The 23,651-nt window shown below is 67.1% G+C and carries 34 protein-coding genes; 25 read left to right on the top strand and 9 right to left on the bottom strand.

Annotated features, from left to right (window positions below; genetic code table 11):
- Nucleotides 1-157 precede the first annotated feature (157 nt).
- Genes EPD82_RS01025 through EPD82_RS01005 form a run of 5 tightly spaced genes read right to left on the bottom strand, consistent with a single transcriptional unit; the run spans nucleotide 158 to nucleotide 3,672 of the window.
- Nucleotides 158-934: an enoyl-CoA hydratase gene (locus EPD82_RS01025; RefSeq protein WP_055422537.1), complete on the bottom strand. Its 777-nt coding sequence runs from the start codon at nucleotides 932-934 to the stop codon at nucleotides 158-160.
- Nucleotides 935-963: 29 nt separating this feature from the next.
- Nucleotides 964-1,488, bottom strand: a complete 525-nt coding sequence (gene lptA, locus EPD82_RS01020) for a lipopolysaccharide transport periplasmic protein LptA (RefSeq protein ID WP_141054366.1) — start codon at nucleotides 1,486-1,488, stop codon at nucleotides 964-966.
- Nucleotides 1,485-2,168: an LPS export ABC transporter periplasmic protein LptC gene (lptC, locus tag EPD82_RS01015; protein WP_141054365.1), complete on the bottom strand. Its 684-nt coding sequence runs from the start codon at nucleotides 2,166-2,168 to the stop codon at nucleotides 1,485-1,487. Before lptC ends, lptA begins: the two co-directional genes overlap by 4 nt.
- The gene (locus tag EPD82_RS01010) at nucleotides 2,165-2,692 is read right to left on the bottom strand and encodes a KdsC family phosphatase (protein ID WP_055422540.1); all 528 of its coding nucleotides are present in this window, start codon (nucleotides 2,690-2,692) and stop codon (nucleotides 2,165-2,167) included. Before EPD82_RS01010 ends, lptC begins: the two co-directional genes overlap by 4 nt.
- The gene (locus EPD82_RS01005; protein WP_028874093.1) at nucleotides 2,692-3,672 is read right to left on the bottom strand and encodes a KpsF/GutQ family sugar-phosphate isomerase; all 981 of its coding nucleotides are present in this window, start codon (nucleotides 3,670-3,672) and stop codon (nucleotides 2,692-2,694) included. Before EPD82_RS01005 ends, EPD82_RS01010 begins: the two co-directional genes overlap by 1 nt.
- A gap of 68 nt (nucleotides 3,673-3,740) precedes the next feature.
- On the opposite strand from EPD82_RS01005, the gene EPD82_RS01000 reads away from it, so the two are divergent.
- The gene (locus EPD82_RS01000; RefSeq protein WP_141054364.1) at nucleotides 3,741-5,711 is read left to right on the top strand and encodes a monovalent cation:proton antiporter family protein; all 1,971 of its coding nucleotides are present in this window, start codon (nucleotides 3,741-3,743) and stop codon (nucleotides 5,709-5,711) included.
- A 43-nt stretch (nucleotides 5,712-5,754) separates the two neighbouring features.
- On the opposite strand, the gene EPD82_RS00995 is transcribed toward EPD82_RS01000, so the two are convergent.
- The 3 genes from EPD82_RS00995 to EPD82_RS00985 are packed head-to-tail and all read right to left on the bottom strand — an operon-like array spanning nucleotide 5,755 to nucleotide 7,192.
- Entirely contained in the window at nucleotides 5,755-6,303 is a 549-nt protein-coding gene (locus EPD82_RS00995) for a FlgO family outer membrane protein (protein WP_055422542.1), read from the bottom strand.
- Nucleotides 6,300-6,929 carry a FlgO family outer membrane protein gene (locus tag EPD82_RS00990; RefSeq protein ID WP_055422543.1) on the bottom strand — a complete coding sequence of 210 codons (630 nt, stop codon included), beginning with the start codon at nucleotides 6,927-6,929 and terminating at the stop codon, nucleotides 6,300-6,302. Before EPD82_RS00990 ends, EPD82_RS00995 begins: the two co-directional genes overlap by 4 nt.
- Before the next feature lie 17 nt (nucleotides 6,930-6,946).
- Nucleotides 6,947-7,192, bottom strand: coding sequence for a hypothetical protein (locus tag EPD82_RS00985; RefSeq protein ID WP_141054363.1), 246 nt, complete (start codon nucleotides 7,190-7,192; stop codon nucleotides 6,947-6,949).
- A 134-nt stretch (nucleotides 7,193-7,326) separates the two neighbouring features.
- Between EPD82_RS00985 and EPD82_RS00980 the strand changes: the two genes are divergently transcribed.
- The 14 genes from EPD82_RS00980 to EPD82_RS00915 are packed head-to-tail and all read left to right on the top strand — an operon-like array spanning nucleotide 7,327 to nucleotide 16,820.
- Nucleotides 7,327-8,157: an ABC transporter ATP-binding protein gene (locus EPD82_RS00980; protein WP_055422545.1), complete on the top strand. Its 831-nt coding sequence runs from the start codon at nucleotides 7,327-7,329 to the stop codon at nucleotides 8,155-8,157.
- On the top strand, nucleotides 8,154-8,936 hold the full coding sequence (gene mlaE, locus EPD82_RS00975; RefSeq protein ID WP_028874097.1) for a lipid asymmetry maintenance ABC transporter permease subunit MlaE: 783 nt from the start codon (nucleotides 8,154-8,156) through the stop codon (nucleotides 8,934-8,936). The genes EPD82_RS00980 and mlaE overlap by 4 nt, the downstream gene beginning before the upstream one ends.
- 28 nt (nucleotides 8,937-8,964) lie before the next feature.
- Entirely contained in the window at nucleotides 8,965-9,435 is a 471-nt protein-coding gene (mlaD, locus tag EPD82_RS00970) for an outer membrane lipid asymmetry maintenance protein MlaD (RefSeq protein ID WP_141054360.1), read from the top strand.
- Nucleotides 9,436-9,453: 18 nt separating this feature from the next.
- Entirely contained in the window at nucleotides 9,454-10,194 is a 741-nt protein-coding gene (locus tag EPD82_RS00965; RefSeq protein ID WP_206202121.1) for an MlaA family lipoprotein, read from the top strand.
- A 41-nt stretch (nucleotides 10,195-10,235) separates the two neighbouring features.
- On the top strand, nucleotides 10,236-10,889 hold the full coding sequence (locus tag EPD82_RS00960; RefSeq protein ID WP_198288955.1) for an MlaC/ttg2D family ABC transporter substrate-binding protein: 654 nt from the start codon (nucleotides 10,236-10,238) through the stop codon (nucleotides 10,887-10,889).
- Between the two features lie 8 nt (nucleotides 10,890-10,897).
- A complete protein-coding gene (locus EPD82_RS00955) occupies nucleotides 10,898-11,203 on the top strand; it encodes an STAS domain-containing protein (protein WP_141054357.1) in 306 nt (101 codons plus the stop codon).
- Nucleotides 11,200-12,093 carry an ABC transporter ATP-binding protein gene (locus tag EPD82_RS00950; RefSeq protein WP_055422549.1) on the top strand — a complete coding sequence of 298 codons (894 nt, stop codon included), beginning with the start codon at nucleotides 11,200-11,202 and terminating at the stop codon, nucleotides 12,091-12,093. Before EPD82_RS00955 ends, EPD82_RS00950 begins: the two co-directional genes overlap by 4 nt.
- Nucleotides 12,086-12,856, top strand: coding sequence for an ABC transporter permease (locus EPD82_RS00945; protein WP_055422550.1), 771 nt, complete (start codon nucleotides 12,086-12,088; stop codon nucleotides 12,854-12,856). Before EPD82_RS00950 ends, EPD82_RS00945 begins: the two co-directional genes overlap by 8 nt.
- A gap of 17 nt (nucleotides 12,857-12,873) precedes the next feature.
- A complete protein-coding gene (locus EPD82_RS00940) occupies nucleotides 12,874-13,134 on the top strand; it encodes a BolA family protein (protein ID WP_055422551.1) in 261 nt (86 codons plus the stop codon).
- Nucleotides 13,135-13,145: 11 nt separating this feature from the next.
- The gene (gene murA, locus EPD82_RS00935; protein ID WP_055422552.1) at nucleotides 13,146-14,396 is read left to right on the top strand and encodes a UDP-N-acetylglucosamine 1-carboxyvinyltransferase; all 1,251 of its coding nucleotides are present in this window, start codon (nucleotides 13,146-13,148) and stop codon (nucleotides 14,394-14,396) included.
- A gap of 9 nt (nucleotides 14,397-14,405) precedes the next feature.
- Complete coding sequence (gene hisG / locus EPD82_RS00930) at nucleotides 14,406-15,062, top strand: ATP phosphoribosyltransferase (protein ID WP_055422553.1); 657 nt, start codon at nucleotides 14,406-14,408, stop codon at nucleotides 15,060-15,062.
- Nucleotides 15,043-16,371, top strand: a complete 1,329-nt coding sequence (hisD, locus tag EPD82_RS00925) for a histidinol dehydrogenase (RefSeq protein WP_055422554.1) — start codon at nucleotides 15,043-15,045, stop codon at nucleotides 16,369-16,371. The genes hisG and hisD overlap by 20 nt, the downstream gene beginning before the upstream one ends.
- Nucleotides 16,372-16,399: 28 nt before the next feature.
- Nucleotides 16,400-16,606: a hypothetical protein gene (locus tag EPD82_RS00920; protein ID WP_055422555.1), complete on the top strand. Its 207-nt coding sequence runs from the start codon at nucleotides 16,400-16,402 to the stop codon at nucleotides 16,604-16,606.
- Nucleotides 16,599-16,820 carry a type II toxin-antitoxin system HicA family toxin gene (locus tag EPD82_RS00915; RefSeq protein ID WP_055422556.1) on the top strand — a complete coding sequence of 74 codons (222 nt, stop codon included), beginning with the start codon at nucleotides 16,599-16,601 and terminating at the stop codon, nucleotides 16,818-16,820. The genes EPD82_RS00920 and EPD82_RS00915 overlap by 8 nt, the downstream gene beginning before the upstream one ends.
- 29 nt (nucleotides 16,821-16,849) lie before the next feature.
- Here the strand turns inward: EPD82_RS00915 and hisC are convergent, their stop codons facing one another.
- Nucleotides 16,850-17,926 carry a histidinol-phosphate transaminase gene (hisC, locus tag EPD82_RS00910; protein ID WP_055422557.1) on the bottom strand — a complete coding sequence of 359 codons (1,077 nt, stop codon included), beginning with the start codon at nucleotides 17,924-17,926 and terminating at the stop codon, nucleotides 16,850-16,852.
- Between the two features lie 90 nt (nucleotides 17,927-18,016).
- Between hisC and hisB the strand changes: the two genes are divergently transcribed.
- The 10 genes from hisB (at nucleotide 18,017) to tatC (ending at nucleotide 23,648) form a co-directional block, all read left to right on the top strand.
- Complete coding sequence (hisB, locus tag EPD82_RS00905) at nucleotides 18,017-18,622, top strand: imidazoleglycerol-phosphate dehydratase HisB (RefSeq protein ID WP_141054352.1); 606 nt, start codon at nucleotides 18,017-18,019, stop codon at nucleotides 18,620-18,622.
- Nucleotides 18,623-18,629: 7 nt separating this feature from the next.
- The gene (gene hisH / locus EPD82_RS00900; RefSeq protein ID WP_055422559.1) at nucleotides 18,630-19,265 is read left to right on the top strand and encodes an imidazole glycerol phosphate synthase subunit HisH; all 636 of its coding nucleotides are present in this window, start codon (nucleotides 18,630-18,632) and stop codon (nucleotides 19,263-19,265) included.
- Between the two features lie 84 nt (nucleotides 19,266-19,349).
- Nucleotides 19,350-20,117 (top strand): 1-(5-phosphoribosyl)-5-[(5-phosphoribosylamino)methylideneamino]imidazole-4-carboxamide isomerase, encoded by a 768-nt coding sequence (hisA, locus tag EPD82_RS00895; RefSeq protein ID WP_055422560.1) that lies wholly within the window; start codon nucleotides 19,350-19,352, stop codon nucleotides 20,115-20,117.
- On the top strand, nucleotides 20,117-20,875 hold the full coding sequence (gene hisF, locus EPD82_RS00890; protein WP_028874112.1) for an imidazole glycerol phosphate synthase subunit HisF: 759 nt from the start codon (nucleotides 20,117-20,119) through the stop codon (nucleotides 20,873-20,875). The genes hisA and hisF overlap by 1 nt, the downstream gene beginning before the upstream one ends.
- On the top strand, nucleotides 20,872-21,258 hold the full coding sequence (gene hisI, locus EPD82_RS00885) for a phosphoribosyl-AMP cyclohydrolase (protein WP_141054349.1): 387 nt from the start codon (nucleotides 20,872-20,874) through the stop codon (nucleotides 21,256-21,258). Before hisF ends, hisI begins: the two co-directional genes overlap by 4 nt.
- Nucleotides 21,255-21,626: a phosphoribosyl-ATP diphosphatase gene (locus EPD82_RS00880; RefSeq protein ID WP_141054346.1), complete on the top strand. Its 372-nt coding sequence runs from the start codon at nucleotides 21,255-21,257 to the stop codon at nucleotides 21,624-21,626. Before hisI ends, EPD82_RS00880 begins: the two co-directional genes overlap by 4 nt.
- Entirely contained in the window at nucleotides 21,623-21,988 is a 366-nt protein-coding gene (locus EPD82_RS00875) for a histidine triad nucleotide-binding protein (RefSeq protein WP_141054343.1), read from the top strand. The genes EPD82_RS00880 and EPD82_RS00875 overlap by 4 nt, the downstream gene beginning before the upstream one ends.
- Nucleotides 21,989-22,018: 30 nt before the next feature.
- Nucleotides 22,019-22,258, top strand: coding sequence for a Sec-independent protein translocase subunit TatA (tatA, locus tag EPD82_RS00870; protein WP_141054341.1), 240 nt, complete (start codon nucleotides 22,019-22,021; stop codon nucleotides 22,256-22,258).
- Nucleotides 22,259-22,296: 38 nt separating this feature from the next.
- Nucleotides 22,297-22,857, top strand: a complete 561-nt coding sequence (gene tatB, locus EPD82_RS00865; RefSeq protein ID WP_141054338.1) for a Sec-independent protein translocase protein TatB — start codon at nucleotides 22,297-22,299, stop codon at nucleotides 22,855-22,857.
- Nucleotides 22,857-23,648, top strand: a complete 792-nt coding sequence (gene tatC, locus EPD82_RS00860) for a twin-arginine translocase subunit TatC (protein WP_141054335.1) — start codon at nucleotides 22,857-22,859, stop codon at nucleotides 23,646-23,648. Before tatB ends, tatC begins: the two co-directional genes overlap by 1 nt.
- Nucleotides 23,649-23,651: the final 3 nt, after the last annotated feature.

Genomic DNA, 23,651 nt, shown 5'->3' with positions numbered 1-23,651 from the left:
GCAGCAACGCACTCACTATAGTTCAAGGATTTCTGCGTGTCAAGTGATTTTGTGCGTTGCACAAAGCCTTTGAATGTTCGATGCCTTGCAAGGTTCCGCGCCACGATCCTCACCCAAGGGGATCGTGGCGCGGGTGCGGCGTCGGGATGCCGGGAGATCAGCGGTGCTTGAACTGCGGCGCGCGTTTCTCGAGGAAGGCAGCCATGCCTTCCTTCTGGTCTTCGAGCGCGAAGCTGGAATGGAAAGTGCGGCGCTCGAAGAGGAGTCCCTCGTTGAGGGGGCTCTCGTAGGCGCGGTTGACGCACTCCTTGATCATCATGACCACCGGCAGCGAGTAGCTGGCGATGGTCTTGGCGGTCTCGAGGGCGTCTTCGAGCAGCCGCTCGGCCGGCACCACGCGCGCCACCAGGCCGCTGCGCTCGGCCTCTTCGGCATCCATGAAGCGGCCGGTGAGACACATCTCCATGGCTTTTGCCTTGCCCACGGCGCGCGGCAGGCGCTGGGTGCCACCGGCGCCGGGCAGGATGCCGAGCTTGACTTCGGGCTGGCCGAACTTGGCGTTGTCGGCGGCGATGATGAGGTCGCACATCATGGCGAGCTCGCAGCCGCCGCCCAAAGCGAAACCGGCCACCGCGGCGATCACCGGCTTGCGGCAGGTCTTGACGCGTTCCCAGTTGCGCGTGATGTAGTTGCCCTTGTAGGCGTCCATGTAGGAGAAATTGGCCATGGCGGCGATGTCGGCGCCGGCGGCGAAGGCTTTCTCGCTGCCGGTGATGACGATGGCGCCGATTCCTTCGTCGGCCTCGAAGACGTCGAGCGCATGCCCCAGCTCGTCGACCAGCGCATCGTTGAGGGCGTTGAGCTGCTTGGGCCGGTTGAGCCGGATGAGACCGACGCGGCCGTGGGTCTCGACGATGATGTTCTGGTAGTCCATGAAGTGCTCCTCTCGTGGGTGGGAAAAACTCATTGTCCGCCGTCGTCCTTGGGCTGGATCACGGCGCGCACGCGGCCCGAGGGGGCGCTGGAGGCACCGCCGGCGGTGGTGACGTAGTACTGGTCGGTGTTCTGGTCGTATTCGATGTAGGCGCCGCGTACTTCGTCCTGGCCGGAAGTGGCGCGGGCCCGGCCGATGAGCTTGATCTTGTTGGTGCGCGCGTCGTACTCGAGCCGCTCGGCTTCTCCGGTGACCCATTCGTTGCTGTTGTCGCGCTTCTGCTTGAAGGTGGCGAGCCTGCCGCCCTGGGCGGTGGCCACGCCCGTCTTGAAGCCCTGCTCGTCTTGCGTCACGACCACGCGATCGCCCCGGATCTCCAGCGTGCCCTGTTTCATGAGCACGTTGCCCTCGAAGACGTGCACTTTCTGCCGGTCGTCGACGTGGATGCGGTCGGCATCGATCTCGATGGGCTTTTGTTTGTCGGCCTTCTCCGCGTGCGCGAGCGGTACGGCGAGCACGAACAGCAGGCAGAGGAGCAGAAAAAGGCGGGTCATCGGCTGGGACTCCGTCGGGGGGCGGGTTGGCGGGAATCGGGTCTGGCGCGAGGGGTGGGTGCGGTCGTTTTGCCAGCGGCGGGTTTTGCCGGCGCAAGCGCGTTGGCAGCCGTCTTGGGCTCGGGCGGCCAATGCACGTGCGCGTTGCCGATCAGGGTGATTTTCGCGAGATGGTCTTCGGCCTCCATCCGGTCGCCGGTGGCGCGGCGCTCGCCGCGAGTGATCACGACGGGCAGGTCGGAGCGGGCGCGGCCCTCGTCGGGCCACCAGACGAGCATCTGCCCCTCGTAGCGGGTCTCGGCGCCGTCGAGCACTCGGGTGACGAGCACGTCGCCGAAGGCTTCGATGCGCTCGCCATGATCGAAGACGTCGGCCCGCTGGGCACGGCCGGTGAAGCGCACGTCCTCGCGCAGGGACGTGACGCGCGGACGCTCGAGCGCGGTCCGATCGCCGGCGAGGTAATGGATGGCATGATCGGCCTCGATGTGGTGCATGGGCAGACCGGTATCGGAATAGACGTCGACCGCGAGCTCGCCGGAGACGAGGTCGATCTCGCCGGCGGGCTCCACGGGAGGCGACTGCGTGAGCAGATTCACCCGCCGTTCGAGCCAGAAGGAGAAGGCGGCCACCAGCGTGGCGAAGAGGAGCGGCAGGAGGACGGTGGGGCGGAGGAGGGTCATGGGGCGCGAAGGTAGGGCGCGAGGAGCTCGTCCCAGCGCCCTTGGGCGTGCAGGAGGAAGTCGCACAGCGCGCGCACGGCGCCGCGCCCGCCCGGGCGAGGGGCGATCCAGTCGGCGCGCGACTTGACGAGCTCGTGCGCGTCGGCCGGCGCCGCGCTGAAGCCGCAGGAAAGCATGAGGGGCAGGTCGACGACGTCGTCGCCCATGTAGCCGGCCGCCTCGAACCCGAGCCCGCGCGCGGCGAGCCGCGTCGCCATCTCGGCGTGTTTGTCTTCGATTCCCATCGCCAGCGGCAGCCCCAGCTCGGCGCAGCGGCGCGCCAGGGCGGCGGAAGTTCGGCCGGAAATGACGATCGGTTCGATTCCAGCGCGGGCGAGCAGCTTGAGTCCGTGCCCGTCGAGCGTATGGAACGCCTTGAGGGTGTCGCCCTCGGGGCCGTAGTAAAGGCGCCCGTCGGTGAGCACGCCGTCGACGTCGAAGCCCATTAGACGTACGCGGGCGGCTTTGGCCGTGGCGGTGGTCATCACAGCACCTTGGCGCGCATGAGGTCGTGCATGTGCAGCGCCCCGACGAGCCGGCCGTCCTCGACCACCAGCATCTGGCTGATGCGCGCATCTTCCATGCGGCGCGCCGCTTCGGCGGCGAGCGCCTCGGGGGAGATGGTCTTGGGCGATGGGTTCATGCGCTGCGCGAGCGTCTCGCTGCGCAGGTCGGCGCCCTGTTCGATGGTGCGGCGCAGGTCACCGTCGGTGAAGATGCCCAGCGGCCGGTCGTCGGCATCGACCACCGCGACCATGCCCATGCCGCCGCGCGACATGGTGAGCAGCGCTTCGGTGAGGGGAACGTTGGGTGGCGCGGTCGGGACCTCGGGGCGCGGGCGCATGACGTCGGCCACGCGCGTGAGCAGCCGGCGCCCGAGCGCGCCGCCGGGGTGCGAGCGGGCGAAATCCTCCGGACCGAAGCCGCGCGCTTGCAGGAGCGCGATCGCGAGCGCGTCGCCCATGGCGAGCGCGGCGGTGGTGCTCGCAGTGGGGGCGATGTTGTGCGGGCAGGCTTCTTCGCGCACGCTCACGTCGAGGTGCACGTCGCTCTGGCGCGCGAGCGGCGAGTCCGGCCGACCGGTGAGGGCGATCAAGGCGGCGCCCTGGCGCTTGATGGCGGGCAGGATCATCAGCACCTCGTCGCTCGCGCCAGAGTAGGAGATGGCGATGACGACGTCGTCGGGGGCGATCATGCCGAGATCCCCGTGCGCGGCCTCCGCGGCATGGACGAAGTAGGCGGGGGTGCCGGTCGAGGCGAGGGTGGCGGCGATCTTGCGCCCGATATGGCCGGATTTGCCCACGCCGGTGACGATGACCCGGCCGCGCGCGCCGAGGACGAGCCGCACGGCTTCGGCGAAGGAAGGGCCGAGCCGCTCGGCGAGGGCGGCGATGGCTTCGGATTCGATGCGCAGGGTGCGCCGGGCGCTCTCGAGGATGCGCCCGGGATCGAGAGGGCGATCCATGGGCTCGGCTGCGGCCTCGTTTATACTGGGAAGCCCAGTATAGCAAAAACGCAGGGAGCGGGTTTTTCATGGAGGGAGGCTTGACGACGGTCTTGCTGCTGCTGGCGGGTTCGCTCGCGGCGGTAGCCTTGTTCAAGAGCATGGGCTTGCCGGCGCTGATGGGGTATCTGCTCGTCGGCGTGGCGGTGGGGCCGCACGCGCTCGGCCTGATGCCGGAGGAGGGCGGGGCGGCGGTGCTGGCCGAGTTCGGCGTCGTCTTCCTCATGTTCTCGATCGGCCTGGAGTTCTCGTTGGCGCAGTTGAACGCGATGCGCCGCGTGGTCCTGGGCCTGGGGGCGCTGCAGGTGCTCGTCACGCACCTGGTGTTCACGCTCCTCGGCTGGTCTCTGGGTTTGTCGCTGCTGGCGGCCTGGGCGCTGGGCGGGGCACTGACGATGTCTTCGACGGCCATCCTCTCGAAACTGCTCGTCGAGCGGCTGGAGCTCGACAAAGCGCACGGACGGGAAGTGATCGGTGTGCTGCTCTTCCAGGATCTGGCGGTGGTGCCGCTGCTCATTCTGGTGCCCGCCCTGGCGGCGCCCGACGGCGAGCGCTGGTGGGTGACGCTGGGGGCGGCGGTGCTCAAGATCGCCGTGCTGCTCGTGCTGGTGCTGCGCTTCGGACAGCCGGTGATGCGCCGCTGGTTCACCTGGGTGGCGCGGCAGAAATCGCCCGAACTCTTCATGCTCAACGTCCTGCTGGTGACGCTGGGGATGGCTGCGCTCTCCAACGCCCTGGGGCTGTCGCTGGCGCTGGGGGCGTTTCTCGCCGGCATGCTGATCTCGGGGACGGAATACCGCTACCAGGTGGAAGAGGACATCAAGCCGTTTCGCGATGTACTGCTCGGTCTCTTCTTCATTACGGTGGGCATGTTCCTCGACGTGGGCGAGGTGACGCGCAATTTCGTCTTCGTCGTGCTGCTGCTCGTCGGCATGCTGGGCATCAAGGCGGCGGTGGTGTGGGGCGCCTCGCGCGCCCTGGGTTCGAACGCGGCAGTGGCGATGCGCTCGGCACTGTGGCTATGTACGGGCGGCGAGTTCGGCTTCGTGCTGCTCGCGCAGACGGCGGGGCTGGGTCTGCTGCCGTCGGCATGGCTGCAGACGGCGGTGGCGGCGCTAGTCTTGTCGATGCTGGCCGCACCCTTGATCGTCGCGGTGTCCGATCGGCTGGTGCTGCGCTTCGTCGCCTCAGAGTGGCTCGCCCGCTCGATGGAACTCACCCAGATCGCCTCGCGCACCATGCTCGTCAAGCAGCACGTGCTGGTGCTCGGCTACGGGCGCACGGGTCAGTATCTGGCGCGGCTGCTCGAGCACGAGGCGGTGCCCACGGTGGCGCTCGACCTCGATCCGGAGCGGGTGCGGGAGGCGGAAGTGGCCGGCGAGAGCGTACTCTACGGTGACGCGAGCCGGCGCGAGACCCTGATCGCGGCGGGTTTGTTGCGGGCGCGGGCGGTGGTGGTGACCTTTGCCGAACTGGGGGCATCGCTGCGCGTGCTGTCGGTGCTGCGCGAATTGCGCCCGGACGTGCCGGTGGTGGTACGCGCCCGCACCGAGAACGACGTCGATCGCTTGATGGCGGCCGGAGCGACGGCGGTGATCTCGGAGGCGATCGAGGTGAGCCTGATGCTGGCCACGCACACGCTGGCGCTCATCGGCATGCCGCTCACGCGCGTGGCGCGGCGCATCCGCGAGATCCGGGCGCAGCGCTATGCGCTGCTGCGCGGCTATTTCGCCGGCCGCTCCGACGAGAGCGAAGCGGGCGAGGGCGGCATGCGTCTGCATTCGGTGCTTTTGTCGCCCGATTCCTGGGCGGTAGGGCGGCGCCTGGGAGATGTGGGATTGGAAGAGTGCGGCGTGACGGTGGCGGCGGTGCGCCGGCGCGGCATCCGCGCCCAGACGCCGGAACCGCAGCTGGTATTGCAGGCGGGCGACGTGGTGATCCTGCGTGGCGAGCAGGCAGCGCTCGAGCGCGGCGAGGCGATTCTGCTGCAGGGGCCGTGAGCGCTCGCACGCCGAGCCGCCGGACGATCCCCGCGCGGGACCATCAATCGCTGACCGTGGTGCGCAGCTTTTCCTTGCTGCCGCGGCGGGTCGGTTCCGCACCGAAGCAGCGCTCGGGAATCTGGCCCGAGGCGGCGGCGCGCACCGTGCCGTCGACCAGATCGATGCGGCGCACGCCGAGCTGCAGCGCCTCGCCCACGCGGCGGTAGGTGCCGACGAGGGCGTAGCGGTCGATCACGATGTCTTGCCGGATCGATTCGGGGTCGCGGGTGAGGAGCCGCAGGCCGTCCTCGTCGAGGCTGAGGTGCTCGCCTACCTCGACCTGGCGCATGGGCGCGGCGCAATGCCGGCTCCACGCCAGACCAAACGCTTCGCCCAGCGCCTTGCCAAAGCGCCCCGTGCGGTATCCGTCGACCTCGACGAAATCGGGGATGATGACGCTGCCGCCGCGCGGGCAGGTCTGCCGGGCCATGCGACCGAGCTCGTTCTCGGTCGCTTCGCGGCACATGCTGGCCGTGGGGGCGAGGCTGCAGGCGGAAAGGAGCCCCGCCGTGAGCAACGCCGCGGCCGTAGCCGAGAAGCGGAAGGTCATTTGCCGCGGATGATGCGCATCGGTTTGAGCTGGTCGCCATCGACGAGCAGCCGGGCGACGAAGTCGTCGATGGGCAGGCTGATCTGGCCAGAGCTCACGACCACGCCGGTATTGACGTCGATCACCCGGGCATTGACGAAGACTTCGTCGTCGGTGACCGAATAGGTGCCGGCGAGCACGCCGGCGACCAGGTATTGGTATTCGAGCAGTTTGGGGTCGCGGGTGAGGACGAATTCGCCCGCAGGATTTACGGCTACCGCTTTGCTCAGGCGGATGTCGTAGACGTTCCAGTGGCGCACCTGCAGCTCGTGGATGAGGTTTTCCGTGATGAGGCGCCCCAGCGGCGAGGTATCGTCGAGATCGTCGAGATTGACGAAGGTGCTCGCCAGCACCGCCGGTAGCAGGTTCTTGTGCTGGATGTTGCGTTCGATCTGGTCGGCGAGAAAGATGATTTTGCTGTTGAACCGGGCCGCGCCGGAATTGGCTGGACGGTAGGCGAGGGCGTCGGGAGCGGTTGCAGGGCTTGCCGGGGCGGCAGGAGCAGAGGTGGTGCTCACTTCGCGGGTGGCGCTCTGGGCGCAAGCCGCCAGCAGCAGGGCGAGGCAAAGAGGGGCGAGGCGTTTCATCGTCGTTCTCCTGGACATCAATTGCGCTCGCCTGGGCGATGGGTGACGAGGAAGTCTTCGCCAGACGAGGGGTCGTAATTTTCGACGTACGTGTAGGCATAATCGCCCGGCGGAGGCGAAGGTTTGCGGGTGCCGCGAACGCTTGCGCTGGCCTCCGGACCACCGTTGCCGCTCACGACGACCTGTACATTCTGATGCTGCGAGGCGCAGCCGGCAAGGAGGATGAGCGTCAGGAGTGAGGGTAAAAGTGTCAGGGGGCGCATTTTGCTGGGCTCCGGGTTTTGTAGGGTTATCGGCGCACCGAGCGCGGACTTTAGGATTTTCGTCGCGGCCGCCTGCTTGGTCCCGTTTGCGGGTTTCGTGTATCATTGGGCAGATCCGAGGTGGAAGTGAGACGGTGACGACGAATCCTCATTCTGCAGATCCAGTGGTCGAGTTGCGCGGCGTCGACGCCGGCTACGGCGAGCGCCTGATCCTCTCCGGCATCGATTTTTCGGTGCGCCGCGGGCAGCTCGTGGCCGTGATGGGCGGCAGCGGTTCGGGCAAGACGACTTTGCTGCGTCTCGTCTCCGGCCAGCTGCGCGCCCGCAAGGGAAGCGTGCGCGTGTTCGGCCAGTCTCTGGAGCGCATCTCCGAAAAGGAGCTCTACGCCCTGCGCCGGCGCATGGGGATGCTCTTCCAGTTCGGTGCGCTCTTTACCGATCTGTCGGTGTTCGACAACGTCGCTTTCCCCTTGCGTGAGCACACCGACCTGCCCGAATCCATGATCCGCGACCTCGTGCTCTTGAAGCTCAACGCGGTGGGTCTGCGGGGAGCCGCCACGCTCATGCCCAGTGAGCTCTCGGGTGGCATGGCGCGGCGCGTGGCGCTTGCCCGCTCGGTGGCACTCGACCCGGAACTCATCATGTACGACGAGCCTTTCGCCGGGCTCGATCCGATCTCGCTCGGCGTGATCGGGCAGGCGATCCGCAAGCTCAACGATGCGCTGGGTGCCGCCTCCATCCTGGTGACGCACGACGTGGTCGAGTCGCTGTCCATCGTCGATTACGTCTATCTCGTCTCGCAGGGGAAGATCATCGCCCAGGGCACGCCCGACGAAATCCGGAATTCCCCCGATCCCTTCGTGCATCAGTTCATTTACGCCGAAGCCGACGGACCCGTGCCGTTTCATTATCCGGCGCCTCCCCTCGAAGAAAGCTTGCTCCTCGAAGCGGAGGTCGCGCCATGATCCAGCTGCTGCGTACCCTGGGGCATCTCACCGTCGATGGGGTGTGGCAGGTCGGATTCGCGACCCGCTTCCTCTTCGCGATGCTGCGCCACTCGGGGCCGTCGTTCGCGCGTTTTTCCCTCACGATCCGCGAGCTCTATTTTTCCGGCGTGCTCTCGCTCGTGATCATCGTGGTCTCGGGCGCGTTCGTCGGCATGGTGCTGGGCTTGCAGGGCTACGACACTTTGCAGCGATTCGGTTCGGAGTCGGCACTCGGCAGCATCGTGGCGCTGTCGCTGCTGCGCGAGCTCGGGCCGGTGGTGGCGGCGCTGCTCTTCGCCAGCCGTGCCGGTTCGGCGGTCACCGCCGAGATCGGCCTCATGAAGGCCACCGAGCAGCTCACGGCCATGGACATGATGGCCGTCAACCCCATCGCCCGCGTGGTGGCGCCGCGCTTCTGGGGCGGGGTGCTGTCCATGCCGCTCTTGGCGGCCATCTTCAGCACCGTCGGGGTCATCGGCGGCTGGTTCATCGGCGTGGTGGTCATCGGCGTGGACAACGGCACCTTCTGGTCGCAGATGGCCAATTCCGTCGACTTCCGCGAAGACGTGGTGAACGGTGTCGTCAAGAGCTTCGTGTTCGGCTGGGCGGTTAGCCTCATCGCGGTCTTCCAAGGCTACGACTGCACGCCGACGGCCGAGGGCGTGTCGCGGGCGATCACGAAGACGGTGGTCTATTCCTCGCTGATGGTGCTGGCGTTGGATTTCATTCTGACTTCTTTCATGTATATCGGTAAATGACGGACGGGCGACGGTCCCGGGAGTGGCGATGAATCGAGCGATACTGGATCTGTGGGTGGGGGCGTTCGTGGCGCTGGGGTTCGCGGCGCTGATGTTCCTGGCGATGCAGGTGGCCAACGTCTCGGAGGAAGGAACGCGGGGCGAGACGATCACGCTGCGCGCGCGCTTCGAGGACATCGGCGGGCTCAAGGTCAAGGCTCCGGTCAAGAGCGCCGGGGTGGTCGTGGGCCGGGTCGCAGCGATCCGTTTCGACCCGCAGACGTACCAGGCCGAAGTGGAAATGAAGGTCTCGGCGGCCTATCCTTTTCCCAAGGATACGATCGCTTCGATCTTGACCTCGGGCCTCTTGGGCGAGCAATATGTCGGGCTGGCGGCCGGAGCCGATAGCGAGATGCTCAAGGACGGCGATCGCATCGAGATGACCCAGTCGGCGCTGGTGCTGGAAAAGCTGATCGGCCAGTTCCTGTTCAACAAGGCGGCCGAAGGCGGCAGCAAATAACGAGGAAAGGGGAACGAGGTGAACAAGAAAACCCGTGCGATCGCGGCGATCGCCGCCTGCGTGGCAATGTCGGGCTGCGCGACCAGCCAACCGTCCAATCCCAAGGACCCTTGGGAAGGCTTCAACCGGGCGATGTTCCAGGTCAACGACGCGCTCGATACCGTCGTGATCCGCCCGGCGGCGGTGGTCTACGACAACGTCCTGCCTTCGCCGGTGAAGACGGGCGTGGGCAACTTCTTCAGCAACCTGGGCGATCTGGGCAACGCGGCCAACAACCTGCTGCAGGGCAAGCCGCAGGCAGCCTTGAACGACCTCGTTCGCTTCGCCTTCAACTCCACCTGGGGGCTGCTTGGCGTGCTCGACATCGCGAGCGAGGCGGGTTTGCCCAAGCACAACGAAGATTTTGGCCAGACGCTCGCCGTGTGGGGCGTGGGCGACGGCCCTTACCTCGTGCTGCCGCTCTTCGGTGGTCACAACCTGCGCGACACCGCCGCGCTGCCGGTCGACTACTACAGCGATCCGACCACCTACGTCGAAGGCGATGCGGCGAAATATTCCTTCAAGGCGGCCGAGATCGTGGTCAAGCGCGCCGAGCTGCTGCCGGCCGATCGGGCTACCGAAGGGCAGATCATCGACAAGTACGCACACCTGCGCGATGTCTACTTCCAGCGGCGTAATTATCTGATACACGACGGCAACCCGCCGATCGAATATGAGGATTTCAACGGCAACGGCGCTTCGAACGGCGGGAGTCGCTGAATATCTGGCTTTCCCGAACCCGACATGAGAGAGGATGTGCGATGAAGCAAACGATGATGCGGCGATGGTTGGCCGCCTGCCTGGCTCTACTGGCCATGACATGGGGGGCGGCCCTGCGGGCCGAACCCAAGGCGCCGGACGTGCTGGTCAAGGAGATTTCCGACGAGGTGATCGAGCGGCTCAAACAGCGCCCGATCAAGACCGATGCGGACATGAACGAATGGCTCGCCTACGTGGAGCAGCGCGTCCTGCCGCATTTCGACTTCGAGCGCATGACGATGCTCGCCGTCGGTCAGCCCTGGCGCCAGGCCACACCCGAGCAGCGCAAACGCCTCACCCAGGAATTCAAGACCCTGCTGGTGCGCACCTACGCCAACGCGCTGCGCGAATACCGTGACGAGAAACTCGAATTCAAGCCGCTGCGCATGGCGCCGGGCGACAAGACCGTGCGCGTCTCCTCGATGGTGATCCGTCCTGGCAGCGAGCCGATCGCCATCGACTACGTCATGGAACTCAAAGGTGACGGCTGGAAAGTGTTCGACGTGGTGGTGGCCGGCGTGAGCCTGGTCACCAGCTATCGCAGCACCTTCGGCCAGGAGATCCAGGCCAAGGGGATCGACGGGCTCATCCAGACACTTGCCGAGAAGAATGCCCACGGCGAGACCATGCCGGCCGATACGGCGAAGCAGGGGTGAGCAAGGCGATGTCTGCTTCAGGCCAGGCGCTGCGCGTGCCGCTCGAAGGGCGCATCGATCTACGCAGTGTCACCGGTTTCCTCGACCGCTGGCCGGAGGGGGTCGCTGCCGGCTCGCGCGTCCTCGTCGATGCTTCTGGCGTGAGCGGCTGCGATTCCTCGCTGGTGGCCCTCCTCATCGACTGGCTGCGTCGGGCGCGCCGGTGCGGGGCCACGATCGAGATCGCCGGTCTGCCACATCAGGCGCTGGCGCTCGCGCAGCTCTACGGCGTCGATACCCTGTTGCCCTTGGCGCCGGAGCCGTCCGGGACATGACCGCTGCCATTGCCTTGCAAGGCGCCGTCAAGCGCTATGGTGGCTTTACGGCGCTCGCTGGCGTAGACCTCACCATCGAGCGCGGCGAATTCTTCGGCCTGCTCGGACCCAACGGGGCAGGCAAGACCACGCTCATTTCGCTTCTGGCGGGGCTGGCGCGCCCGAGCGAGGGCAGCGTGCGCGTCATGGGCTTCGATGTCGTGCGCGACTACCGCCAGGCGCGCCGTGCCATCGGCGTGGTTCCTCAGGAGCTCGTCTTCGACCCCTTCTTCACGGTGCGCGAGATCCTGCGCATCCAGTCCGGCTATTTCGGCCTCACCCGCAACGAAGCCTGGATCGAGGAGCTGCTGCACGGCCTGGGGCTGGCCGACAAGGCCGAGGCCAACATGCGCACGCTCTCGGGTGGGATGAAGCGCCGGGTACTGGTGGCGCAGGCCCTGGTACATCGCCCGCCGGTGATCGTGCTCGACGAGCCCACCGCCGGCGTGGACGTGGAGCTGCGCCACGGCCTGTGGCAGTTCATCCAGAAGCTCAACGATCAAGGACACACGATTCTGCTCACCACCCATTATCTCGAAGAGGCCGAGTCGCTGTGCCACCGCATCGCCATGCTCAAGGCCGGCCGCATCGTGGCGCTCGATACCACCGAGCGGCTGCTCGCGCGCTTCCAGGCCCATGAGCTGGAAGTGCGGCTCGACCAGCCCCAGGCGGCGCTCGCCTTGGGCGGCGAGGCAGGCGAGGATGGCTGGGTGCGCATCCCCTTCGAGCACTACACCGACATCGAACTCATCTTGCGCCGCCTGCGCGAGGCCGGGGCCGAGGTGCGCGAGCTACGCGTGGGCGAGCCGGATCTGGAGCGCGTCTTCGTCGAGGTGATGCGAAGTGCCTGAATGTTTCGGCGCGGGGTTCCGCACGCTCTTCTACAAGGAAGTGATGCGCTTCTGGAAAGTGGCTTTCCAGACGGTGGCCGCGCCCATCCTCAACGCGCTGCTCTTTCTGCTCATCTTCTCCAACGTGCTCGACCGGCATGTGACGACCTACGGCGAGGTACCCTATACGGCCTTTCTCATCCCGGGTCTTGCGATCATGTCGGTGCTGCAAAACGCTTTCGCCAACTCCAGCTCTTCGCTCATTCAGAGCAAGGTGACGGGTAACATCGTCTTCGTGCTCCTGCCGCCTTTGTCGCACCAGGAATTTTTCTGGGGCTACGCGCTCGCCTGCGTGGTGCGGGGACTCGCCGTGGGGTTGGGGGTGATCCTGGTGGGGCTCGTCTTCGTCGATCTGCCGCTCGCCGCGCCGCTGTGGGCGCTCGCTTTTGCGGTGATCGGTTCGCTGCTGCTGGGGTCGCTGGGAATCGTCGCCGGCATCTGGGCGGACAAGTTCGACCAGCTCGCCGCCTTCCAGAACTTCCTCGTCATGCCGCTCACCATGCTCTCGGGGGTGTTCTACTCGATCGCGGCGCTACCTCCCTTCTGGCAGAAAGTGTCCCACCTCAACCCGTTCTTCTTCCTGATCGACGGCTTTCGCTATGGCTTTTTCGGCCAGGCGGACACCAATCCCTGGGTGAGTCTGGGGGTGTCGCTCGCGGCCACGGCCGTGGTGGTGGCGCTGACGCTGGCCCTGCTCGCCCGCGGCTACAAACTGCGTCAATGAGCTTCCTGGAGCCCGACATGTACGATCCCAAGGCGATCGAAGCGGCCATCGCGGCCCATCTGCCCTGCCTGCACGTGCAGGTCGAGGGCGAGGATGGGGTGCATTTCACCGGCCTGGTGGTGAGCGAGGCGTTTCGCGGCAAGCGCAAGGTGCAGCAGCACCAGCTGGTCTATCAGGCGCTGGGCCCGGCGATGGGCACGGAGATCCACGCCCTTGCGCTCACCACCCTCACGCCCGAGGAGTGGGAACGGCTGCGCTCCGAGCTCGAGTCGCGCTGAAGGAGAACGGGGTGGACAAACTCGCCATCGTCGGCGGCGCGCGGCTTGCCGGTGAGATCCCCGTCTCCGGGGCGAAGAACGCGGCGCTGCCCATTCTGTGCGCGGCGCTGCTCACCGACGAGCCGCTCGAGATCGAGAACGTTCCGCGCTTGCGCGACGTCGACACCCTGCTCGCGCTCCTGGCGCGCATGGGGGTGGCGATCGAGCGCGAGGGTGCGACCCTGCGGCTGCAGGCGCAGCGCATCGCGTCCCCCGAAGCGCCTTATGAGCTCGTCAAGACGATGCGCGCCTCCATCCTCGTGCTGGGGCCGCTGGTGGCGCGCTGCCGCGAAGCCGTCGTGAGCCTGCCCGGCGGCTGTGCCATCGGCGCGCGCCCGGTCGACCAGCACATCAAGGGGTTGCAGGCGCTGGGTGCCGAGGTGCGCGTCGAACACGGCTACATCCACGCCACCACGCCAGGATTGCGCGGGGCGCGGCTCGTGCCGGATCTGGTCACCGTCACCGGCACCGAGAACCTGCTCATGGCCGCGTGCCTGGCCGAGGGAACGACGGTGATCGAGAACGCGGCGCGCGAACCGGAGGTGAGCGATCTCGCCCGCTGCCTGGTGGCCATGGGCGCGGACATCGAAGGCATTGGCACCGACACCCTGCGCGTGCGCGGCGTGCGTCGGTTGCATGGCGCCCGCTATCGCGTCATGCCCGACCGCATCGAGACCGGCACCTATCTGTGCGCCGCCGCCATCACGGGGGGGCAGGTCCGGCTCACCCGGGCCGACCCCGATGCGCTCGAAGCGGTGCTCGCCAAGCTCGCCGAGGCCGGTTGCCGCATCGAGACCGGCCCCGACTGGGTGGCGCTGGAGGCGCCGCCGCGGCTGCGGGCGGTGGACGTGCGCACCGCTCCCTACCCGGGTTTCCCCACCGACATGCAGGCGCAATTCATGGCCCTCGACACGGTGGCCGAGGGCAGCGGTGTCATCCGCGAAACCATCTTCGAGAACCGCTTCATGCACGCCGTCGAGCTGCAGCGACTCGGAGCCGACATCCGTATCGACGGCAACACCGCCGTGGTCAAGGGGGTGGCGCGGCTCGACGGGGCCACCGTCATGGCCACCGACCTGCGGGCATCTGCCGGGCTGGTGGTGGCCGCGCTCAAGGCCGAAGGCGAGACGGTGATCGAGCGCATCTATCATCTGGATCGCGGCTACGAGCAGCTCGAAGAAAAGCTCGGCGCCTTGGGTGCCCAGGTGCGCCGCATCCGGTAGAATCGGCTCATGGAACGGATCACGCTCGCGCTCTCCAAGGGGCGCATCTTCACTGAGACGCTGCCGCTGCTCGCAGCGGCCGGCATCGTGCCGCAGGACGACCCCGAGACCTCGCGTCGGCTCATCCTCGAGACCAACCGTCCCGAGGTGCGGCTGCTCATCGTGCGCGCCACCGACGTGCCCACCTACGTGCAATACGGGGCGGCGGACCTGGGCATCGCCGGGCGGGACGTGCTGCTCGAGCATGGCGGGCAGGGGCTGTATCAGCCGCTCGACCTGCGCATCGCCCGCTGCCGCCTGTGCGTGGCCGTGCCCGAGGGGTTCGATTATGGCGCGGCGGTTCAGCTCGGCAGCCGCATCCGCGTGGCGACCAAGTACCTCAAGACCGCCAAGGCGCATTTCGCCGCCAAGGGCGTACACGTCGATCTCATCAAGCTCTACGGTTCGATGGAACTCGCGCCCTTGGTTGGCCTGGCCGATGCCATCGTCGACCTCGTCTCGTCGGGCAACACGCTGCGCGCCAATCATCTGGTCGAGGTCGAGGAAATCATGTCCATTTCCAGCCGTCTGATCGTCAACCAGGCCGCCTTGAAGCTCAAGCGTACCTTGGTGCAGCCGCTCATCGACACCTTCGCGGAGACCCTCCATGACCAGCCAGACGCCTGATTCGTCCGCCGCGCGCATCCGCCGGCTGGACGTGCGCGACCCCGACTTCTTCGCCCAGCTCGACGCGCTGCTCGCCTTCGAGGCGCAGACGGACGAGGCCGTCGGCCGCGCCGTCGACGAGATCCTGCGCGCGGTGCGCACCACGGGCGATGCGGCGGTACTCGACTATACCCGCCGCTTCGATGGTCTGACCGTGACCCACATGGCCGAGCTGGAACTACCGAAGTCGGCGCTCGCCGAGGCCTTTGCCGCGCTGCCCGCCGAGCAGAAAGACGCCCTGGTGCGTGCCGCCGAGCGCATCGAAACCTTCCACGAGCGGCAAAAACTCGAGGGCTGGGTGATCGAGGAGGCGGACGGCACGCGCCTGGGGCAGAAAGTGACGCCGCTCGATCGCGTCGGGCTCTACGTCCCCGGCGGGCGCGCCGCCTATCCCAGCTCGGTGCTGATGAACGCCATCCCGGCCAAAGTGGCCGGCGTGGGCGAGCTCATCATGACCGTGCCCACGCCGCGCGGCGAGAAAAATCCCCTGGTGCTCGCCGCAGCGCACCTCACCGGAGTCGATCGCGTCTTCACCCTCGGCGGGGCGCAGGCGGTGGCGGCGCTCGCCTACGGCACACAGACGATTCCGCAGGTCGACAAGATCGTCGGCCCCGGCAACGCCTACGTGGCCGAAGCCAAGCGGCGCGTCTTCGGCGTGGTGGGCATCGACATGGTGGCGGGGCCCTCCGAAGTGCTGATCCTCTCCGATGGCTCGGGCGATCCGGCCTGGGTGGCGATGGATCTCTTCGCCCAAGCCGAGCACGACGAACTCGCGCAATCGATCCTGGTGAGCACGCAGGCGGATTTTCTGGATGCAGTGGCCGAAGCCATCGAGCGGCTACTGCCGACGATGCCGCGCCGCGAGGTGATCGCCGCCTCGCTCGCCCATCGCGGCGCGCTCATCCGGGTGGATGACCTGGAGCAGGCGGTGGCGATCGCCAACCGCATCGCCCCCGAGCACCTCGAGCTCGCCCTGGAAGATCCCGAACCCTGGGCCGACAAGATCCGTCATGCCGGGGCGATCTTCCTCGGCCACTGGTCGGTGGAGGCGATCGGCGACTACTGCGCCGGGCCGAACCACGTGCTGCCGACGATGCGCAGCGCCCGTTTCTCTTCCCCCCTGGGCGTCTACGATTTCCAGAAGCGCACGAGCCTCGTCGCCGTATCGCGCGCCGGCGCGCAAAAGCTCGCCCCCATCGCTGCCACGCTCGCCCAAGGCGAAGGGCTCATGGCGCACGCGCGTTCGGCGCAGATGCGCATTTTGCCTTGATGGCGTGAGAACCGATGAGGAAGGATCGATGGAACTATCCGCTGTTTTGACTCCGGCGCCGGAAGGGGGCTATGTGGCATTCAACCCCGAAACCGGCACGACGACGCAGGGCGAAACCATCGAAGAGGCTTTGGCCAACTTGCGTGAGGCGACGGCGCTCTACCTGGAGGAATTTCCCCTGGCCGTTGCCGGGCGGCCATTGCTGACGACGTTCGACGTGCCCGAACATGCCTAAATTGCCGGTCGTATCCGGGGCCGAAGTCGTGCGCGCTTTGGAGCGGCTCGGGTTCGTGATCGTGCGTCAGCGAGGCAGTCATCTCGTGATGCGTCGCGGCTCGGCAGGATGCGTCGTGCCGAATCACCGTGAGCTGAAAGTTGGCACTTTGGTCGGCGTGCTCAAGCAGGCTGGCGTTTCCATCGAGGCGTTTCTCGAGGCGCTTCATGCCTGATGCTTGACATGTAGATATGGTCTTTACTCCTAACCCCCCAGGATCTCGGCGAGCGCCTCCAGTAGCCGGGCGCACTGCTCGCGGGTGCCTACGGTGATGCGCAGGAAATCGGCGATGCGCGGTTGATCGAAGCGGCGCACCAGCACCTTGCGTTCGCGCAAGGACTGCGCGAGCTCCGCGCCGCTCCGTTCCCGGTGGCGGGCGAAGACGAAGTTCGCCTGCGAGGGGAGCACTTCGAAGCCCAGCGCTTCGAGCCCGCGCGCGAGCGAGGCGCGTGTGGCGATCACGTCCAGCCGCATGGCCTCGAAGTGCGCTTCGTCCTGCAGCGCCGCGATCGCCCCGACCTGGGCGAGCCGGTCGAGGGGGTAGGAATTGAAGCTGTCCTTGACGCGGCGCAAGGCCTCGATGAGCGGCGCCTGGCCGATGGCGTAGCCCACGCGCAATCCGGCAAGCGCCCGGCTCTTGGAGAAAGTCTGCACCACCAGGAGGTTGGGGTAGTGCTTGACGAGCGGGATGGCGCTCTGCGCCCCGAAATCGACGTAGGCCTCGTCGACCAGGACCACGCACTGCGGGTTGCCGGCCACGATGCGTTCGACTTCGGTGAGTTCCAGGGCGATGCCGGTGGGGGCGTTCGGATTGGCGAAGACGATGCCGCCGGCGGCGCGCCCCTGCTGGGGCAGGAAGGCGTCTGTGGGCAGACGGAAGTCGTCGGTCAGTGGCACCGTCTCGTGGGGCAGGCCATAGAGCGTGCAATAGACGGGATAGAAACTGTAGGTGACGTCGGGAAACCAGACCGGCCCCGAATGACCCAGGAGCGCCTGGAAGGCGAAGGCGAGCACTTCGTCGGAGCCATTGCCGACGAAGACGTTGTCCAGCTCCACGCCGTGGCGTTGCGCAAGTTCGTGGCGCAGCGCCGTCGCTTCGGGGTCGGGATAGAGACGCAGCCGCTCGTCGAGCTCGGACTGGATGGCGGCGAGTACCCGAGGCGAAGGGCCGTGCGGATGCTCGTTGGTGTTCAGTTTGACGAGATCGGGGATTCGGGGCTGCTCGCCCGGAACGTAGGGGGTGAGCCGCTTGACGGTGGGGCTCCAGTAACGATCGTCCATGCGCCGTTTTCTCGGAATCGGGGTTGCTACGCTTGACACGGCCAATGGTATCATGCGCGGGTCGCCACGTTCCGTTTCTCCGGCTTTTCCATGACCGAATCCTCAGTGGGCCGCACCGCCGTCGTCGAACGCAACACCCTCGAGACCCGCGTGCGTGTGGCGCTCGATCTCGACGGCAACGGCCGCGCCGAACTCTCCAGCGGCGTGCCTTTTCTTGACCACATGCTGGAGCAAGTGGCCCGCCATGGCCTCATCGACCTCGAGATCCGCGCCGAGGGCGACACGCATATCGACGACCACCACACGGTCGAGGACGTCGGCATCACCTTCGGCCAGGCGTTTGCCAAGGCTTTGGGCGACAAGCGCGGCGTGTCCCGCTACGGGCACGCCTACGTGCCGCTCGACGAGGCGCTGTCGCGCGCGGTGGTCGACCTCTCCGGCCGCCCGGGGCTCGTTTTCTGCTGCGAATTCACCCGTGCGCGCATCGGCGCCTTCGACGTCGATCTGGTGCGCGAATTCTTCCAGGGGTTCGTCAATCACGCCGCGGTGACGCTGCATCTCGACACCTTGCGCGGCGTCAATGCCCACCATCAGTGCGAGACGCTCTTCAAGGCCTTCGGCCGGGCGCTGCGCATGGCCTGCGACCGCGATCCACGCCTGGAGGGACGGATGCCCTCGACCAAAGGGGTGCTGTGAGCCAGCCATGAAGATCGCGGTGATCGATTACGGCATGGGGAACCTGCGCTCGGTGCAGAAGGCGCTGCAGGCCGTCGCTCCTGGCGTCGAGGTGGCCTTGGCGCGCACGCCGCGCGAGGTGCGCGAGGCCGACCGCATCGTCTTTCCCGGCCAGGGAGCGATGCCCGATTGCATGGGGGCGCTGCAGCGTCAGGAGATGCACGAGGCGGTGGCCTGGGCGGCGCGCGAGCGGCCGTTTCTCGGCATTTGCGTCGGCCTGCAGATGCTCTTCGAGCGATCCGAAGAAGGGGGTGCCGCCGGGCTCGGCCTTTTTGCCGGCGAGGTGGTGCGTTTCCCGCGCGACGGGGCGTTCGCTCCCGGGCAGGCGCATCTCAAGGTGCCGCACATGGGCTGGAACCGGGTCGAGAACGTGCGCGAGCATCCCATCTTGCCGGTGCAGGGCAGCGGCGAGCGCTATTATTTCGTGCACAGCTACTACGTCGCGCCGCGTGATGATTCACTCGTGCTCGCCCGCACCGATTACGGCGTCGTCTTCGCCTCGGCGGTGGCGCACGACAATCTCGTGGCGGTGCAATTCCACCCCGAGAAGAGCGGGCGGGCAGGGCTGGCGCTACTCGAGCGCTTCGTGCGCTGGGCTCCATGAGCGCGGCGCAGGGGAGGAGGTGCGGTTTGCCGCACCGGGTGACAACGACGGCGGCCGAGACCGCCCAAGGGGACCTGTGACATCATGCTCTTGATTCCCGCCATCGACCTGAAAAACGGCCAATGCGTCCGCTTGCGCCAGGGGCGCATGGAAGAGGCCACGGTATTCTCCGAAGATCCGGCCGCCATGGCGCGCCACTGGCTCGACCAGGGGGCGCGGCGGCTTCACCTCGTCGACCTCGACGGGGCCTTCGCCGGCAAGCCGAAGAACCTCGCGGCGATCGAGGCCATCCTGGAAGAAATCGACGGCGAGGTGCCGGTGCAGCTCGGCGGCGGCATCCGCGACCTCGACACGATCGACCGCTACGTGGAGCTGGGCATCGAATACGTCATCATCGGCACGGCCGCGGTGAAGCATCCCGGTTTCCTGCAGGACGCCTGTGTCGCCTTCCCCGGTCACGTCATGGTGGGGCTGGACGCCAAGGACGGCAAGGTGGCGATCGACGGCTGGGCACGTTCGAGCGGCCACGACGTCGTCGAGCTCGCGCGCAAGTTCGAGGACTACGGCGTGGAGGCCGTCGTCTATACCGACATCGGCCGCGACGGGATGCTCTCGGGGGTGAACGTCGAGGCGACGGCGCGGCTCGCGCGTGCGTTGCGTGCCACTCCGGTCATTGCCAGCGGCGGCATCGCCACGCTCGCCGACATCGAGGCGCTGTGCGCCATCGAGGAAGATGGCGTGATGGGGGCGATCACCGGGCGCGCCATCTACGAAGGCACGCTGGACTTCAAGGCCGCGCAGGCGCTCGCCGACGAACTCGCGGCGCGGCGCAGTGCGCAAAGGACGGCCTGATGCTCGCCAAGCGCGTCATCCCCTGTCTGGACGTCCATGCCGGGCGCGTGGTCAAGGGGGTCAATTTCGTGTCGCTGCGCGATGCGGGCGACCCGGTGGAGATCGCGCGGCGCTACGATGCCGAGGGGGCCGACGAACTCACTTTCCTTGACATCACGGCTTCGAGCGAAGAGCGCGCCATCCTGCTCGAGGTCGTCTCGCGGGTGGCCGAGTGCGTCTTCATCCCGCTGACCGTGGGCGGGGGCGTGCGCCGCCTCGAGGACGTGCGCGCGCTGCTCCTTGCCGGGGCCGACAAGGTGAGCATCAACACCGCGGCGGTACAGCGGCCCGAGCTCATCGCCGAGGCGGCCGATCGCGTCGGCTCGCAGGCCATCGTCGTGGCCATCGACGCCAAACGCGTCGCGCCCGGACGCTGGTCGGTGTTTACCCACGGCGGGCGCGTCGACACGGGGCTCGACGCCATCGAATGGGCGCAGAAAGTCTGTGCGCTCGGCGCAGGTGAGATCCTCCTCACCAGCATGGATCGCGACGGCACCAGGCAGGGGTTCGACCTCGAACTCACCCGCGCGGTGTCCGACGCCGTGCCCGTGCCGGTGATCGCGAGCGGCGGCGTGGGCACGCTGCAGCATCTGGTCGAAGGCGTCACCGAGGGGCACGCCGACGCGGTGCTCGCCGCCTCCATCTTCCATTTCGGTGAATACAGCATCCGCCAGGCCAAGGAGGCGATGCAGGCGGCCGGCGTGGAGGTACGGCTGTGAGCGAAGATCTGTTCGACGCCGTGCGCTGGGGCGAAGACGGCCTGGTGCCGGCAATCGCCCAGGACGCAGCCACGGGCGAAGTGCTCATGCTCGCCTGGATGAACCGCGAATCTCTGGCCGAGACGCTCGCGCGCGGGCAGGCCGTCTATTGGTCGCGCTCGCGCGGTCGGCTGTGGGCCAAGGGCGAGACTTCCGGACACGTGCAAAAGCTCGTCGAGCTGCGGCTCGACTGCGATGGCGACGCGCTGCTGCTGCGCGTCGAACAAAAGGGCGGCATCGCCTGTCACACCGGACGGCGGAGTTGTTTCTACCGCCGCTGGCGCGACGGGGGCTGGGAAGTCGTCGAAGCGGTGGTCAAGGATCCGAAGGAGATATACTCATGATCGACCTGGAAGTACTGCGCCGCGTCAGCCAGACGTTGATGGAACGCAAGGCGGCCGATCCCGACCAGTCCTACGTCTCCAGCCTGTACCAGAAGGGTACGGAGGCGATCCTTAAGAAAGTGGCCGAGGAGGCCGCCGAAGTGATCATGGCGGCCAAGGACGGCGACCGGCTGCATCTGGTGTGGGAAGTCACCGACCTGTGGTTCCACACGCTGGTGCTGCTGGCGCACTTCGGCCTGTCGGTCGAAGACGTGGCCGCCGAGTTCCGCCGCCGCGAAGGCGTCTCGGGCATCGACGAGAAGCGCTCGCGTCTGGCCACGGCGGCCGAGGCCGAGTCCGTGGTGATTGCCAAAGGGGGGAAAGCATGACGACGCAAGCCGATCCGAACTGCGTGTTCTGCAAGATCGTCGCCGGCGAGATTCCGGCGAAGAAAGTCTATGAAGACGACGAGGTGCTGGCGTTTCACGACATCCGTCCCGTGGCGCCGGTTCATCTGCTGGTGATCCCCAAGCACCACATCCCCTCGACCAAGGAGCTCACCGACGCCGACGCCGGCTGGATGGGGCGCCTGATGGTCGCCGCCACCAAGGTGGCGCTCGCGGCCGGCTGTGCCGATGGCTGGCGCACCATCATCAACACCGGGCGCATCGGTCGCCAGGAAGTGATGCACCTGCACGTGCATCTCCTCGGCGGGGGAAACGAGCCGCTGCCCATCATGCTCAAGCGCTGAAGCGGCGACGTAGGTCATAGGAGAACTGTCATGGGTTCGTTTAGCATCTGGCACTGGCTCATCGTGCTGCTCATCGTCGTGATGATCTTCGGCACGAAGAAGCTGCGCAACATCGGGCAGGATCTGGGCGGCGCCGTACGCGGGTTCAAGGAAGGGATGAAGAGCGCGGAAGAAGAGCCCGCCGCCGCTTCACCCAAGGCCGTGAGCGACCAGACCACGATCGAAGGGGGCGTGCGGGAGAAGAGCGACGCGTCGCGGACGCAGGCGTGAGCCGGCTGCCGCATTCGTTGTCCGGCTGAGGAGCGAGTGTGTTCGACATCGGCTTCTCCGAGATGATCGTGATCGCCGTGGTGGCGCTCATCGTGCTCGGTCCCGAGCGCCTGCCCAAGGCGGCCCGTACGGCGGGAGAGCTCATCGGACGCTTGCAGCGCTACGTCTCCGGCGTCAAGGCGGACATCGAGCGTGAGCTCCAGCTCGAGGAACTGAAGAAACTGCAGGCCCAGATCGAATCCCAGGCGCGCGAGCTGCAGGAGACGATGCGCCGTCAGGCCGAGGAGGTCCAGGCGCCGCTGCGTCAGAGCGTCGAGGAGGCGCGTCAGGCGCTTGCTGTCGGCGAGCCGCTCCCGTCGCACGCTGCCGAACCGGAGGATGTGCCGTCCGCCAAGGCGGATGTGCGGGCATCGGGACGGGAGCTGCCCATGACGCACCCCCATCCGCCTGCCCCTTCGGGCTCGACGGCTGGCACGGGCACCGCGCCTTCGGGTGATGCACGCGAGGCCATGAGCTTGCCCTCCGGCCTGGGGCTGGCCCCATCCCCTGCCGAGCCCGTTCCAGTGGCATCCCCCTCTCCTGGCAGCGGAAAGACGTGATGAGCGAACCGACGTCCGGCGAAGAGAGTTTCCTGTCGCATCTGGTCGAGCTGCGCAGCCGCCTGGTCCACTCGGCGATCGCGGTACTGCTCGTCTTCCTCTGTCTGGCGCCTTGGGCGGGATTCTGGTACGACCTGCTCGCCAAGCCGATGCTCGATGCCTTGCCGGCCGGCGCGACCATGATCGCCACCGGCGTGGTCACCCCGTTTTTCGTGCCGATCAAGGTGACGATGCTGCTCGCCTTCCTCATCGCGCTGCCCTACGTGCTCTACCAGGCCTGGGCTTTCGTCGCCCCCGGCCTGTATGCCCACGAAAAGCGCCTCGTCGCGCCGCTGGTGATCGCCTCCACCGCGCTTTTTCTGCTCGGCGTGGCCTTCTGCTACTTCTTCGTCTTTCGCGGGGTGTTCCGCTTCATCGCCGAATTCGCTCCTGCGAGCGTCCAGGTGGCGCCGGACATCGAGCAGTATCTCGGCTTCGTGATGACCATGTTCGTCGCCTTCGGCATCACCTTCGAAGTGCCGATCGCGGTGATCCTGCTCGCCAAGGCCGGGGTGGTCGACGCCGCCAAGCTGCGCCAGGCCCGGCCTTACGTGATCGTCGGCGCCTTCGTCGTCGCGGCGGTCGTCACTCCGCCCGACGTCGTCTCCCAGTTCATGCTGGCGGTGCCGATGATCCTGCTCTACGAGCTGGGAGTCGTCTTCGTACGGTGGAGCGCTTCGGCCAAGGACGCGGCCGAAGAGACCTTGCCCGCGCCGCGGGAAGAGAAGTCGCCGCAGCGGATGCAGGACTGACGC

Source organism: Tepidiphilus succinatimandens (genome assembly GCF_006503695.1).
GTDB lineage: Bacteria > Pseudomonadota > Gammaproteobacteria > Burkholderiales > Rhodocyclaceae > Tepidiphilus > Tepidiphilus succinatimandens.
This window is presented reverse-complemented; position numbering and strand designations above follow the sequence as displayed.